This window comes from Chondromyces apiculatus DSM 436, assembly GCF_000601485.1.
GTDB classification, from domain to species: Bacteria; Myxococcota_A; Polyangia; order Polyangiales; family Polyangiaceae; genus Chondromyces; species Chondromyces apiculatus.
The window spans coordinates 1-13,996 of sequence record NZ_ASRX01000075.1; the positions used below are offsets into that span (position 1 = coordinate 1).

The 13,996-nt window shown below is 70.8% G+C and carries 10 protein-coding genes; 3 read left to right on the plus strand and 7 right to left on the minus strand.

Annotated elements, in window-relative coordinates; genetic code table 11:
- Window positions 1–42: 42 nt before the first annotated feature.
- From CAP_RS35055 to CAP_RS49150, 7 genes are all read right to left on the minus strand, one after another.
- On the minus strand, window positions 43–1,323 hold the full coding sequence (locus CAP_RS35055) for an outer membrane protein assembly factor BamB family protein (RefSeq protein ID WP_044249008.1): 1,281 nt from the start codon (window positions 1,321–1,323) through the stop codon (window positions 43–45).
- Complete coding sequence (locus CAP_RS35060; protein WP_063748797.1) at window positions 1,320–2,726, minus strand: YfgM family protein; 1,407 nt, start codon at window positions 2,724–2,726, stop codon at window positions 1,320–1,322. Before CAP_RS35060 ends, CAP_RS35055 begins: the two co-directional genes overlap by 4 nt.
- 32 nt (window positions 2,727–2,758) lie before the next feature.
- Window positions 2,759–6,454 (minus strand): sulfatase-like hydrolase/transferase, encoded by a 3,696-nt coding sequence (locus tag CAP_RS55335; protein ID WP_269324923.1) that lies wholly within the window; start codon window positions 6,452–6,454, stop codon window positions 2,759–2,761.
- Window positions 6,451–6,927 carry a transcription elongation factor GreA gene (greA, locus tag CAP_RS35070; protein ID WP_044249009.1) on the minus strand — a complete coding sequence of 159 codons (477 nt, stop codon included), beginning with the start codon at window positions 6,925–6,927 and terminating at the stop codon, window positions 6,451–6,453. Before greA ends, CAP_RS55335 begins: the two co-directional genes overlap by 4 nt.
- 55 nt (window positions 6,928–6,982) lie before the next feature.
- Window positions 6,983–7,291: a hypothetical protein gene (locus CAP_RS35075; protein ID WP_044249010.1), complete on the minus strand. Its 309-nt coding sequence runs from the start codon at window positions 7,289–7,291 to the stop codon at window positions 6,983–6,985.
- On the minus strand, window positions 7,288–8,124 hold the full coding sequence (locus CAP_RS35080) for an outer membrane protein assembly factor BamD (RefSeq protein WP_044249011.1): 837 nt from the start codon (window positions 8,122–8,124) through the stop codon (window positions 7,288–7,290). Before CAP_RS35080 ends, CAP_RS35075 begins: the two co-directional genes overlap by 4 nt.
- Before the next feature lie 307 nt (window positions 8,125–8,431).
- The gene (locus CAP_RS49150) at window positions 8,432–10,069 is read right to left on the minus strand and encodes a hypothetical protein (RefSeq protein WP_156041425.1); all 1,638 of its coding nucleotides are present in this window, start codon (window positions 10,067–10,069) and stop codon (window positions 8,432–8,434) included.
- Window positions 10,070–10,257: 188 nt separating this feature from the next.
- Between CAP_RS49150 and CAP_RS35090 the strand changes: the two genes are divergently transcribed.
- The 3 genes from CAP_RS35090 (at window position 10,258) to CAP_RS49160 (ending at window position 13,985) form a co-directional block, all read left to right on the plus strand.
- The gene (locus CAP_RS35090) at window positions 10,258–11,793 is read left to right on the plus strand and encodes a sigma-54-dependent transcriptional regulator (RefSeq protein WP_044249012.1); all 1,536 of its coding nucleotides are present in this window, start codon (window positions 10,258–10,260) and stop codon (window positions 11,791–11,793) included.
- Between the two features lie 64 nt (window positions 11,794–11,857).
- Window positions 11,858–12,508: a transaldolase family protein gene (locus CAP_RS35095; RefSeq protein ID WP_044249013.1), complete on the plus strand. Its 651-nt coding sequence runs from the start codon at window positions 11,858–11,860 to the stop codon at window positions 12,506–12,508.
- Between the two features lie 4 nt (window positions 12,509–12,512).
- Complete coding sequence (locus tag CAP_RS49160) at window positions 12,513–13,985, plus strand: methyltransferase domain-containing protein (protein WP_081865591.1); 1,473 nt, start codon at window positions 12,513–12,515, stop codon at window positions 13,983–13,985.
- Window positions 13,986–13,996 lie beyond the last annotated feature (11 nt).

A 13,996-nucleotide genomic window follows, 5' to 3' on the forward strand; every position in this document is an offset into this window, starting at 1 on the left:
GATGCAAAGGGCGCCGTCGATCCCCTCACGCTGATCAAGTCTCTAGGGAGGCGGTGCCTGGTAGCTGGTCGCCACCGGCGGCGGCGCCGTGATGTGAAGTCCGAGCAGCGACCCACCGTTCGTCAGCAAGAATGCCCGTCTCTCGTGGGCAACCGGCGTCGTGGAAAGCGCGCCGCCGGTGTCGATTCCGTCGATCACCGCCCCGTCCAGTGGCGAGAACAGGAAGATCCCGTAACGGGAGGTCGTCACCAGGATCGCCCCTGCCACCGCCACGGGCGCCGACATGCCTCCCTCCGGCAGGTTCCGCCGCCACACCGTCCGGCCATCCTCCGGATCGATGGCCCACAGGCCCGAGAGCCCTGAGGCCGCGATGAGCAGCTTGCGCTCCGGCACCATCGGGCCCTTGCCGTTGCGCGGCTGGTGCGCCGGCTGGCGCCAGAGCAGCATCTCCGTCACGCCCACGGCCTTGTCGTTCGACCAGACGCGCGTGCCGTCCTCCGCATCGAGCGCGAACACCCCGGCCGCATAACCCGCGACGAACACCACCTCGCCCGTCGCCGTCCGGTCCACCACCGGCGTCGAGTCGACGTCCAGGTACTTCGGAGCCTCGCCCGTGGCCTGCTCCGCCTCACCGGCCAGATCCACGGCCACCCACTCCTCGGACCCATCCTTGATGTCGTACGCCATCACGGTCCCATCCGAGAATGCCGTGAACACCCGATCCTTCCCGAGCGCAGGCCCCGCGTAGCCCGATACCTCCATCCCGAAGGCCGGCGTCCGGTGCTGGTACCAGCGCATATTGCCGGTCTCCGCATCCAGGGCCACCAGCGTGTCATTCGCGTTCGTCGCGTAGATCACGCCGTCGCGCAGCACCGGGCGCCGCGACACCTCGGCATTCGTCATGAACCGGAACAGGAGCTTCCCGTCCGACGCGCGCACCTTGTAGAGCGCCCCGTCGTTCGATCCGAAGTACACCGTGTCCGTCGCGGCGTCGTAGAGCGGCTCGCTCTGCACCGGCCCCATCGTCTCGAAGCGCCAGAGCACGTCGCCCGTATCCGCACGCACCGCGTACAGGCCCCAGTCGCTCGACCCCACGAAGAGCCGCCGGTGCACGGGATCGAGCGCCGGTTGCCCGTGCTCGTACATCTCGCCCACCTTGCGCGTCTCCGCCGTGATCTCCCGGCGCAGCTCCACCGACAGCGCCGATCCCGGATGGTGGAGCCACAGGGGTGCCTCGGGCGCGCCCAGGGTCCCGATGCTTCCGCAGCCGCCGAGCACCGCTGCGCACGCTGCCCCGAGCGCAGCAGCCTCCCACCGGATCATTCGGGCTGCCCGCCCGGCTGCTCACCCGGCGGAGGCGCCGGAGCCTCGCCAGGCGGCGGTGCAGGGACCTCGCCAGGCGGTGGGTTCATCTGCTTCTTGGCGTTCGCCTTGGCCTGCTCGATCAGCCGGTCCAGATCCTCTTTAGACAGCGCAGGCGCGTTCGCCCCGCCGCCCCCGAGCTGCGTCGGCATCGGCATCTGCGCCGGCACGGCCGACGGATCGATCTGCCGGAGCGCCTCGTCCACCATCGCCGTCAGGAACGGCGGCCCCTTTTCGGTGCTCCCCGGCGCCCCGAGCTTCTCGCGCGCCGCCTTGAGCAGCTCCTTGGCCTTCTCCTTGTCGCCCTTGGCCAGGTGGATGCGCGCCTGGTGGTACAGCCCGAGCTCCTTGTAGCCCCGGCCGTCAATCCCCTCGAGCTCCTTGAAGTGCGCGAGCGCGCCATCCAGGTCCTTCTGACCCTCCTTGGCGAACCCCATCCCTTCCACGGCCCGCCCCTTCACGTCGGGGTCGACGCCCGCCAGCGTCGACGACGCCACCGCGCTGTACGCCTCCAGCGCCGGACCCCACTCCTTCTTGTCGAGCAGCGCCCCCGCCTCACCGAGCCGCGCCAGCACCACTGCGCCGGGGCTCCCCTTCTCCTCCACCACCTTCCGGTAGGCTGCCAGCGCCGCGTCCGCGCGCTCTTCCGGCGTCTTGTAGACCTTCGTCGGATCGAGCGCCTTCTCCTCGTCGCTCCGCTTGTCCTCGGCGAGCACCCGCCCCCGGTCCGCCGCCACCGCAGCGGCCAGCGTCCCCGACACGGCGCCGGACTTCGCGTCCGAGCGGTACAGGAAGAACAGCACCACGCCCGTCACCAGCACGCCGCCGACAAGCACCATCTGGACCAGCGCGAAGTTCTGGCGGATCCACTTCCAGGAACGCGACGTCGCCCGCGCGAGCACGTCCTCGACCATCTCGCCGGTGTCGAGCTGCGACCCCACCCGGCCTTGCCGCTCCGACGCCTGCTCCTGCCGGCGCTTCAGCAGCTCCTTCGCCCGCGCATTCCGGTCCCTCGGCAGGTCCTCCGCCGACTCCCCGCGCCGCTTGCGCACGCCCTCGCGCCGCCGCACCGCCCGGTTCTGCGCGGCAGCCTTCGGCGCCTGCGCCTCCACCGCGGCAGCCTCTTCCTCCTCGGCGTCGGCCGCCTTCCGCTCGCCCTCGTCCACCCCGAGCGCTTCGGCCATCCGCGCGGCGGCCTCGTCCTGCCTCTCGCTCGGGGCGTCCTCCTTCACCCGCGCTCCCGCAGAGCCCTCCTCGGCGGAGTCCTCTGCGGCGGAGTCCTCTGCGGCGTCCTTCCGAGTGGTCTCCTCGTCCCCAGCAATCTCAGGCTTCTCGGCCTTGGGCGTACGTTCCTTGTCCGACACGGGCCGGGACTTTAGTCCCGCCCCCCGTGGCGTCAATCCGACTCTCCAGCCGGCGGCCCCTCTTTTGCTGCGTCGTCCCCTGCCCCGCCCGCATCCACGCCGCCCGCGTCTGCCCCGGCATCCTCCTCCCGCTCCTGCGCGCGCCCCCCCTCCACGCCGCCCTCACCTTCGGCGCCTTCCTCGGGCGACCACGGCTCCGGCGGCGGCGGCGGCAGCTCATCCGCGAGCGGCACCACCGCGCACGCGAACAGCTCCACGTTCTGCGTCGCGTACACCACGAAATCCCCGTGCTCCCCCGCTTTCACCCCGAGGCTCGCCGGCAGCGTCGCCATGACCTCCACCGCCTCGCCTCCCCTGGGGATCGCCAGCGACACCGACCGCTCCGGATCCAGCTCCGGCGCCGCCGCCGGCACGAACGACGACCGGTCTCGCTTCGGCGGCGGCGCCCCCAGGGGCCGCATCCCGAACCGCACCTCCCCCGCCTCGTCGTCGATCACCCGCGCCCTGCACACCACGCGCAGCCCCTTGCCGTTCCCCGCCTTGGGCACCGTGAACCCGACCCCGATCCCGCTCCGCGCAAAGCGCCTGAGCCGCCCCAGATCCCGCTCCCGCGGCCCCCCGATCAGATCCAGAATGTCGGCACGCTCCGCCAGCAAGAGCCCCCCGGGCAACGGATCCGGGATCCCCAGGAACCTCACCAGCGGCGCGCGCAGCTCCGGCCCAGCCCCGAGCTTGACCAGCGCCTCCGCCAGCGCCAGGCGCGCCGTGTGGTAGCGCTCCTCCGCGAACCGCTCCGCCAGCGCCGGACGCGCCGCATCCTCACCCACCGCCGCGAGCGCCGCCGCCGCATACGGGCGCAGCCGCACATCTCCGAGCGCCTTGATCAGCGGCCCGAGCGCCGACTTCGCCCCCAGCTTCCCGAGCGCCTCCACCATCTCCCGCACCCGCTCGAACCCGACGGTCTCCCCGCCCGTCCCCGCCCCGCCCGTCGCACTCCCGTCCCTGCTCAGCGCCTCCCGCAGCCAGGCCGTGAGCACGTCCTCCCCCCGCCGGTCCCCCGCCTCTGCCAGCGCCAGCGCCGCGAGCCTCCGGAAGCGTCGATCCGTCCCCTGGAGCAGCTCCCGCGTCAGCGGCGCCCCCTCCCCGAGCCGCGTCAGCGTCAGCGCCGACCACCGCCGCACCTCCTCGTCCTCGTCCCGCACCAGCGCGAGCCGCAGCGCAGGCGCCGCCTCGGCCCGCCGCAGCTCGAACAGCACCTCCGCCGCCTTCCGCCGGATCGCCACGTCCGCGTCGTCGAGCAGCGCCGCCACCTCCACCACCGCGTCCCCGTCCCCCGCGATCCCTCGCCGCAGCGCGTCCGGCCACCCCTTCCCCTCGCGCCGCAACCCCCGCATCTCGAACCGCCCGTGCGACGCCTCCAGCGCCCGCAGCGCCGCTCGGAGCGTCCCCAGCTCCCCCGCCCTCGCCCCCGACACGTCCCGCTTCTCCAGCGGATCGCTGGCCACGTCGTACAGCGCGCACGCCCCCACCCGCCGCGCGCACAGGAGCCGCAGCGACCCCCGCGCCAGCATCGCCTGCGCATCCGTCTCCGCGAACGCCGTGAACCGCGCCTCCTCCTCCGCGCTCACCGTGCCCGCCAGCAGGGGCCCGAGATCCGCCCCGCGAATCCGCGCCGGCCTCGGGATGGACAGCCCCGCCAGCACCGTGGGCAAGAGATCCGTCAGCCCCACCGCCGCCCCCACCCGCCGCGGCGCGAACAGCCCCGGCGCACTCACCACGAGCGGCACCCGCGCCTGCTCTTCGTACACCGTGGTGCCGTGGTAGCGCCCCCCGTGCTCGCCGAACTCCTCGCCGTGGTCCGCCGTGGCGATCACCACCGCCCCGGGCCGCACCTTCCGCACCGCCGCCACGATCGCGCCGAGCCCCACGTCCGCAGCCTCGATCTCCGCATCGTACCGGTCGACATCACGCTCCCCGAACGGATGATCCGCCCGCGCCTCGTACGGTTCGTGCGGTTCGAACAGGTGCACCCACAGGAAGACCCGCTCGCCCGCGCCGACCTTGCCGAGGTACGCCTCCACCTGCCCCACCCGCTGCGCCGCACTCGCGAACTCCACCCGCCGGTACTCGAAGTCGAGCCCCCGCTCCCGCAGCGGCCCGAACCGCTCCCCGTCGATGAAGAACACCGCCGGCGGATAGAACCCCGCCGTCTTGTACCCGTACCGGCGCAGGGCCTGCGCGAACGTCTCCGAGTCCTCCCCGAGCCCCTGCAGGAGGAGCGGCCGCATGTACTTGCCCGTCATCAGCGAGGCCACCGCATACGAGGTGTGCGGCGTCGGCGTGTACGCCGCCTCGAACACCACGCCCTCCGCCGCGAGCCTGTCGAGGTTCGGCGTCGTCGGCCGGCCATACCCGTACACCCCCACGTGGTCCGCCCGCAGCGCGTCCACGGTGATCAGCACGATGTCCCGCCCCCGCAGGTCGATCGCGTGCCCGCTCGTCAGCTCCTCGAGCGGGGCGTCATCGAGCGGCGCCGGCGGTGAGAGGAGCGTGCCAAGCTCCACCACCCGCCCCAGCACCGGTCCCTTGTCGAGGACCACGAGCCGCAGGTTGTCAGCCCGCGCGAGCCGCGCCGCCGCCCCCGGCGTGAGCGCCGCCGAGAACGCGAACAGCACCAGCGCCCCCGCCACCCGCCCGACCGATCGCCGCTGCGCCCCGAGCGCCACCGGCGCCACACACGCAAGCAGCAGGGTCAGCGCGCCAAGCCCGAGGTGAAACCCTGGATAGAGCCGCGGCAACACCCGCATGTTCACGACGCCCAGCGCCACCATGCCCGCGCCCACCACGAGCAGGAGCTTCACGTGCGCAGGGATGCGCGCCCCCCATCCCCCCCGCTTCCGCAACGCCCGCCGCTCCCGCCGCCCCGGACCTCTGCCCGGCGCCTGGGCGTGCTCCGCGTCCCCTTCCCTGCCCTCCCCGACGTCCGCGCCCCCTGCCCCGCGCTCCGCCGTCCGCAGCGCCCGCGCCACCAGCGGGGCCAGCCAGTACGCCGCGAGCCCAGCGCCAATCACCAGCGCCGCCACGAACGGGACCCTCAGCCCCTCGACCCGTCTGCCCCCCGAGACCGCGACCCCCACGACCCCCGCAAACCCCGCCGCAAACCCCGCAATCCCCACCCTGCCCCGGGGTCTGTCCGCCCACGTCGCCAGCTCGACGACGGCCCCCCCCACGAGCGCCGTCGGCGCCGCCGCCGCAAGCGCCAGCGGAAGCAGATCCCGGAACGCCCAGCCCACCTCGTACCCCCCCGCCAGCTCCCGGTGGCCGACGACGGTGACAACGCCCAGCTCCACAACCGAGAACACCGCGAGCGCGAGGTACGCGTCAGCAATCCGCCACCCGAGCGCCGTGTCAATCCGCGCCGCAAGCGGGTCGTCAGGCCCCCCCGCGCCGCGCCCCCCCTCGGGACCACTGCCAAACGGAGACCGCGGCATGCGTGGCGAGCGCGCCCCTCCACCACCCGGCGCCCGCGGCCGCGAGGGCCCCTGCCCCACCTCGGCATCACCCGCGCCGCTGCCGGAACTCCCCCGCCGCGGCGCCGCCGGAGCCGCCCCACGCTGTCCTTCCGTGATCTCGGGCTGGCTCGGGATCCGCGGCTCGCGCCCCCCATCCTGCGTCCGGGGGTCTTGCCGGCCCGAGAGGCCGCGCCCCCGGGCCCCAGGCTCCGTCATGTATAGCTGATCTCGAGGATCTCGAAGGTGCGCGGTCCCGCCGGCATGTTCACCCGCACCTCGTCACCCACCTCGCGCCCGATGAGCGCCCTCGCCATGGGCGCCGTCACCGAGATCGTCCCCTTCTTCAGATCGGCCTCGTCCGAGCCCACGATCTGGAAGCTCTGCTCCTCGTCGCTGTCCACGTTCATGAGCTTCACCCGCGCCCCGAACTGGATCTTGCTCCCCGAGAGCTTCGAAGGATCAATGACCTCGGCACGCGACAGCGTCTGCTCGAGGTACGAGATCCGCGCGACGATCATGCCCTGCCGCTCCTTCGCGGCGTGATACTCGGCATTCTCGGAGATGTCGCCGTGATCGCGCGCGACCCCGATGTCCTTCACAACCTGCGGAAGCTCAACCTCTTTCAGCCGGCGCATCTCCTCGCGGAGGCGGGCCTGCCCCTCGGGCGTCATCGGTACTTTTTCGGACATGGTGACCCCGCTTGTAGCACGCTCCGCGCGAGTCATGCAGGGGGTGGCGGCGCCTTCAAGCCCTCCACCGGACCACACGCCGGGGCGGCGGCCTGCCCGCCACACCCGCAGCTTTCACCGCCATCTTGAGGAGCGCCGCAGCCTCGCGCTGCATCTCCGCAACATCCCCCGCCCCCTCCGGCATGGTCCTCGCATCGAGCTGCGCGACCGCCGCCCCCGAGGCGCCAACACGCACCTCGAGCGGGAGAGCCGCCGCCGGGAGATACGCAAACCCGCGGTACAAGATGTCCTCCCCCTGGGCCCCCTCGGCATGCTCGACGGCATACCGAACGCCAGAACTCGGGCGGGTCGTGGTCTGGCTCAAGGGACCACCGAGACCGGATCCTGAGCCTTGGGCACGGCCACCGGTCCATCCCCGATGTCATCGAGGAACCGCTTGGCCACCGAGGCAAACGGTCCCCCCCAGTCCTTGACGACCGTCTGGAAGACACCCCGCGCCTCCGGGACCTTCTTCATCTTGAGGAGGGTCTCCCCCTTGAGGACCAGAGCCTCCGGATCGAGCCCCGAATTCGGGTAGCTGCGCAAGGCATAGTCGATGCGCGCAAGCGCCGCCTCGAACCTGTCCACCTTGAGGTAGAAGTGCGCGACATAAAGCTCATGTCTGACGAGGCGCCCCGTGACCGCCTCCAGCATGAACGCCGCTTCGTTGCTGTACCTGTTCCTCGGGAACTGGCGAAGGAAGCTTCTCAGCTCCTTGTACGCATCGAGGGTGACCGCCTGGTCCCGCTCCTCGGTCGGAGGCTGGAGGAAGCCATCATTGATGTCCTCATACAGCGCCTTGCCGATGCGGTAGCGCGCATACGCGACATCCTTGTCCGTGCGGTTGTTCTGGATCCACTCGCGGTACGCCGAGACCGCCTCCGGAAACCTCTCCAGCTCGAAGTCGACATCCGCAATGCGCAGCGCCGCCAGCTTGGCATACCTGCTGTACGGGAAGATCTTCTGGAGGTCCTGAAACAGGGCGCGCGCATCCTCCCACTCCCGCGCCCTGAACGCCGCCATCGCCTCCTGGTACGCCCGCCGCGCATCCTCGGTGTACTTGAGCGTGGCCCTGCTCCCCCCCGTCGACGGCTGGATGTCACACGCCGCGAGCCCCCCCACCGCCAGAAGCCCAGCCAGCACCAGACACCACTTCATCCGCCGCCTCCTACCCAATCCCGCCCCCCACCGCCAGTACTGCGTACCCTGGAGCAGGGACCCAGGGTCCCTACGCTCCCGATGGTCGCTACCCCCTCCAGCCACACACCACGCCCCGCGAAGAACCAGAGGCGCCCGGAAAGGCGGGTCGCCGCCCCCCCAGGGTGAGTGCCGGGCCAGTACTGCAAGGAACGGTCCCGAGACCCCTTGCCCGCAGGAAATCGACGGTCGGACCGCTCCGACCTGTCTTCCTTCTCCTGGTTGTGAGGCGGCAAACTGCGGGGAGGCGCGACCTGCCCCGCGAACGTCACAGAGTGCAGGTCGCGCTCGGGACGAGGCGCACGTCGTCAATGTTCCAGGAGGAGACGATGAACGCGTTGGCTTGCACGACCTCCACCCCGAACCGGATGCGGAAGCCCGCGTTCTTGTAAGCGGTGACGTCGTAGGTGACCTGCTGCCAGCTCGTGTCGTACACGCCACCCAGCAGCGGGTTGAGGTAGATCTGCACCCACGCCGAGCCGTTCCACACCTCGATCGTGCTCCGCATGTACTCCTGCCAGTCGGAGTTGAGCCACCGCCAGAGCTGGAGGTGCACCGGGCCGCTCACGCCGGAGAGGTTGATGGGCGGGCTGGTCAGGTAGTACGGCGCGTGAATGACGGTCGTGGTGTTGCCACCGAGGACCACGCCAGCAACGCCATTGTCGCCCGTGGGGGTGTGATCGGTCGCAGGATCCGGGCCGAACTGGGAGTGCCCCGTGGACGCCAGCGCCGGGCCAATCTGCCACTCGGTCCCGAGCTGCCAGCCGTTGGTGTTGCTGGCAAAGCTTTCGCTGAAATACACGAGCGGCGTCGTCGTGCAGCCCGACGCAGGGTTGCACGCGTCAACGGTGCAGACATTGCCGTCATCACACGAGAGCGGTGTGTGTGCGACGCCAGTCTGGGGGTTGCACGTGTCGGTGGTGCAGGCGTTGCCGTCATCCAGGTTCACCGGGACATGCGAGACGCCAGTCTGGGGGTTGCACCCATCGACGGTGCAAGCGTTGCCGTCATCCGGGTTCACCGGGACATGCGAGACGCCAGTCTGGGGGTTGCACCCATCGACGGTGCAAGCGTTGCCGTCGTCCGGATTCACCGGGACGTTCGAGACGCCGGTCACGGGATCGCACGCGTCGACGGTGCAAGGGTTGTTGTCGTTCACGTTCAGGGGAATGTGCGACACCCCCGTCACCGGGTGGCACCCGTCGAGGGTGCAGGCATTGTTGTCGTTGATGTTGACCTGCATGTGACTCACGCCGAGCACCGGATCGCAGAGGTCGACGGTGCAGGCGTTGCTGTCGCTGATGTCGATCGGGACGTTGCTCACGCCCGTCTGCGGGTTGCAGATGTCGGCCGTGCAGACGTTGTTGTCGTTGGGATTGACGGGGACATGGGTGACGCCCGTCTGGGGGTTGCACCCATCGATGGTGCAGGCATTGCCATCGTCAGGATCGATCGGGGTGTGCGAGACGCCGGTCTGCGAATCGCAAGCGTCGAGGGTGCAGGCGTTGCCGTCAGCAGGATCGATCGCGGTGTTGGCGCACATGACGCCATCACAGGAGTCCTCGGTGCAGGCGTCGTCATCGTCACAGTCGTCCGCCGAGGTGCACGCGATCCCCCCTCCGCTCCCGCCGTCGCCAGCGCCGCCAGCGCCGCCCGCGCCGCCCGCGCCGCCCGCAGCGCCGTGGCCGCCCTGGCCTCCGTGACCGCCGGTCGCCGCGCCGCTCCCCCCTTCACCCGCGCCCCCGTGGCCGCCCTCGCCGCCGTTTCCACCAGGGCCCGCCGTGGTGCTGGTGCTTCCCGGGCTTCCGGTCGTCGCCGGTCCCCCTCCATCGCTACAGCCCGCCGCGAGGCCCGCAAGGAGCCCTGCCGACGCTAGAACGCGACCGCCGAAACGGATGCCAAGCATGATGTCCCTCCAAGCAAGAACCGGGGCCCGAGGCGTACCGGGTCAGGAGGGCCCTTACAGTGGGCGCATGCCAGTGCCAAGTGTTTTGAGGGGTCCGCGTCGCCCTCCTTGACGGGTGCCTCGGGGCTGTCAGCCGTGAAGCACGGTCCCTCGTTCTGGCGGGGTCGGTCCTGCTACCGTGCGGCGCCATGAGCGGGATCGATCCCTCTTCCCAGGCCCAGTCCGATGAGGCTGCAGCCCCGACCATCCTCGTCGTCGACGATGAGCGCAACATCCGGCGGACGCTGGACATGGTGCTGACCGGAGAGGGGTTCCGGGTGGTGGAGGCCGCGAGCGCCGAGGACGCGCTGAAGCTGCTCACCCAGGGCGAGACGCCCGTGGAGATGATGCTGGTGGATCTGATGCTGCCCGGGATGAACGGGCTGGAGCTGCTCGACCGGGTGCGGCAAGACGACGCGACCCGCGATCTGCCCGTGATCGTGATCAGCGGTCACGCGACGGTCCACGACGCCGTGAAGGCCATCAAGCTCGGCGCGGGAGACTTCTTCGAGAAGCCGCTGAACCGGGAGCGGGTGCTGGTCGGGGTGCGCAACGCGCTGAAGACGAGCCGCCTCGCGCGCGAGGTGCGCGACCTGATGGCCGAGGTGCACACGCGCTACGAGATGATCGGTCAGGGGCCCGCGATGCAGCGGATGTTCAAGGAGATCGATCGGGTGGCGCCGACGAAGGCCAGCGTGCTCATCACGGGCGAGAGCGGGACCGGCAAGGAGCTGGTGAGCCGCGCCATCCACCGGCTGTCGCCGCGCGCTGACGCGCCCTTCGTGAAGGTGAACTGCGCGGCCATCCCGAAGGAGCTCATCGAGAGCGAGCTGTTCGGCCACGAGAAGGGGTCCTTCACCGGCGCGATCGGGCGCAAGCGGGGTCTGTTCGAGCAGGCGCACGGCGGGACGCTGTTCCTCGACGAGATCGGCGACATGGAGCTCACCGCGCAGGCGAAGGTGCTGCGGGCGCTGCAGTCGGGAGAGATCTCGCGGGTGGGGAGCGAGCACGTGCTGCACGTGGACGTGCGGGTGCTCGCCGCGACGAACAAGGATCTGTCGAAGGAGGTGTCGACCGGACGCTTCCGGGAAGATCTGTTCTTCCGGCTCGCCGTGTTCCCGATCCGGACGCCCGTGCTGCGCGAGCGGATGGAAGATCTGCGGCCCCTCATCGATGCGTTCCTGTCCGCTTTCTGCAAGGAGAACGGGCTGCCGCAGCGGCGGATCGATCCGGCCGTGTACACGGCCCTGGAGCGGCGCCGGTGGCCAGGGAACGTGCGTGAGCTGAAGAACGTGATCGAGCGGGCCGCCATCCTCTCCGGCGACATGGTGACCGTGGCCGATCTGCCCGAAGACCCCCACGAGAGCCCCTTCGAGGAGGACGGGAGCGGCGCCGACAGCATCCGCGCCGAGGGAGGCTCCGCAGGCGAGGGAGGCTCCGGCGAGCGCTCCATCCTGCCCGAGGAGGGCGACGGTCGGTCCGGAGCCGGGGGCGATGGTCGACGGCTGACCCTGCGCGAGTTCCGCGATCGCTCCGAGCGCGGCTACATCGTGGAGGTGCTCTCGGGCCTCGACTGGAACATCTCCCGCGCCGCCGTGGTGCTGGGCATCGAGCGCACCAACCTCCACAAGAAGATCCGCGCCTACGGCATCAAACGCGGCGAGGACGCTGGGATCCGGCGATGAGGGCGTTCCAACCGAGGGCAATCTGTGGTCCCCTGCGGCGCGTTTCGGAGGACCCACCCGGCCCATGTTGTTCCTCGACAGCTCGAACCCCGCGGAGATCAGAGAGCTTTTTGCGTGGGGCGTCCTCGGCGGCGTGACCACGAACCCGCTGATCCTGTCCAGGGAAGCGAAGGACGCGATCCTGGAAGAGCGGATGCGGGAGGTGATCGCGGCCTCGCACGGTCCCGTGTCGGTGGAGCTGATCGCCGAGACCGAGGCCGAGATGCTGGAGGAGGCGCGGGCCATCCACGCCTGGGATCCAGCGCGGATCTGCGTGAAGGTGCCGTTCGGGGAGGCGGGGCTCCGGGTGACGCACGCGCTCGCGAAGGCCGGGGTGCGCACGAACGTGACGTGCGTGATGAACTTCAACCAGGCCTACCTGGCGGCGCTCGCGGGCGGGACGTACGTGTCCATCTTCAGCGGGAGGATCCGCGACATGGGCTACGACGCGCGGGAGGTCATCGAGCAGACCCGGGCGCGGTTCGACCGGGAGCGGCTCACCGCCGAGGTGCTGGTGGGGTCGATCCGGCACATCGCAGACGTGAACGAGGCGCTGTTCGCAGGGGCGCACGTGGTGACGGTGCCGCCCCCCATCCTGCGCAAGATGCTGCACAACCCGAAGACCGACGAGACGATCCGCGAGTTCAACGCGGCCTGGGCGAACCGTGGGAAGTGACGCGATGGTGGAGGCGCCGCTGCGCTACGTGGTGGAAGAGGTGAACCGGGCCGCCGTGGCCGCGGTGGGGCGGCCGCGAACGGTGCTCGACGTGGGCTGCGGAATCGGGCTGAACGGGGCGGCCATCAAGCGCTCGGGGGCGCGGGTGACGGGGCTGGAGATCGTGCCCGGCTCGATCTCCAGGGCGACGTCGGTGCTCGATGAAGTGATCTCCTGCGACATCACCAGCGACGCGTCGGTGCAGGAGGCGCTCGGGGAAACCGCGGGCGCGCGGCAGTTCGACGTGATCCTGTTCGCCGACGTGCTGGAACACACGGTGGATCCGGCGGGGGTGCTGGGGCGGCTCCTGCCCTACCTCGCCGAAGATGGGCAGGTGATCGTGTCCCTGCCCAACGTGGCGGCGTGGACGGTGAGGCTCGGGCTCCTCGGGGGGAAGTTCGAGTACGCGCAGAGCGGGATCCTGGACGAGACGCACCTCCGGTTCTTCACGCGGGCGTCGGCGGTGCGGCTGCTCGAAGAGGCAGGGCTCGAGGTGCTGCGGATGGACCAGAACCCGATGCTGGTGCGCGCCGGCAAAGAGCTGATCCTGAAGGCGGCAGCGGCGACGGGGACGGTGAACGGGGAGCACGAGGATCCGACGGCGCTCGGTCGCTCCTTGCCCTACAAGCTGTACCAGGGGCTGGTGCGGCCCGTGGAAGACGTGGTGGCGCGGCGGGCGCCGGAACTCCTGGCGTTCCAGCACGTGCTCGTGGCGCGGAAGCCACCACGGGCGCGGGCGATGAAGCTCACGGTCGGGATGCTGACCATGAACGAGGAGGAAAGCATCGCCGAGATGATCGGGGAGATCCGGCGCTACGCACCCGACGCGGCGATCCTCTGCGTGGACAGCTCGACGGACCGGACACCGGAGATCGCGCGGAGCCTCGGGGCGCGGGTGCTGCGGCAGATGCCGCCGCGGGGACACGGGCCGGCGATGGAGCTGCTCATGTACAGCGCGGCCGCGGACAGCGATCTGCTCATCTACCTGGACTGCGATTTCACGTACCCGGCGAGCGACATCCCGCGGGTGCGGCGGCTGGTGGAGGAGGAGGGGTTCGACGTGGTGAACTGCGCCCGGACGCGGACCCGGCCGGCGGCGATGCCGATCCCGAATTACGCCGCGAACCGCACCTTTGCGGCGATGGCGCACGCGATGCACGGGATCCCCACCTGCGACGTGCACAGCGGGATGCGCGCCTACCGGGGGTCGGTGATCCGGGCCTTCGACTTCGACGGGGAGGGCGACGCGCTGCCCATCGACACCCTTCTCTTCCCGGCGAAGTGCGGCTACCGGGTGGTGGAGATCCCGATCGCGTACAACGAGCGGGTGGGGACCTCGAAGCTGCGCAAGCTGGCCGGGACAGTGTGGACGCTCGTCCGCCTGGCCCGTGCTCTCCCCGTCGGCGAGCGGCTCGGCAAGCGCTATACGCGTCGGTGAGGCGCGACGAG

Excerpts from the sequence above, each read along its gene's own strand:
- CAP_RS35055 (WP_044249008.1), bottom strand. The coding sequence starts at position 1,323 with ATGATCCGGTGGGAGGCTGCTGCGCTCGGGGCAGCGTGCGCAGCGGTG.
- CAP_RS55335 (WP_269324923.1), bottom strand. The coding sequence starts at position 6,454 with ATGACGGAGCCTGGGGCCCGGGGGCGCGGCCTCTCGGGCCGGCAAGAC.
- greA (WP_044249009.1), bottom strand. The coding sequence starts at position 6,927 with ATGTCCGAAAAAGTACCGATGACGCCCGAGGGGCAGGCCCGCCTCCGC.
- CAP_RS35080 (WP_044249011.1), bottom strand. The coding sequence starts at position 8,124 with ATGAAGTGGTGTCTGGTGCTGGCTGGGCTTCTGGCGGTGGGGGGGCTC.
- CAP_RS49150 (WP_156041425.1), bottom strand. The coding sequence starts at position 10,069 with ATGCTTGGCATCCGTTTCGGCGGTCGCGTTCTAGCGTCGGCAGGGCTC.
- CAP_RS35090 (WP_044249012.1), top strand. The coding sequence starts at position 10,258 with ATGAGCGGGATCGATCCCTCTTCCCAGGCCCAGTCCGATGAGGCTGCA.
- CAP_RS35095 (WP_044249013.1), top strand. The coding sequence starts at position 11,858 with ATGTTGTTCCTCGACAGCTCGAACCCCGCGGAGATCAGAGAGCTTTTT.
- CAP_RS49160 (WP_081865591.1), top strand. The coding sequence starts at position 12,513 with ATGGTGGAGGCGCCGCTGCGCTACGTGGTGGAAGAGGTGAACCGGGCC.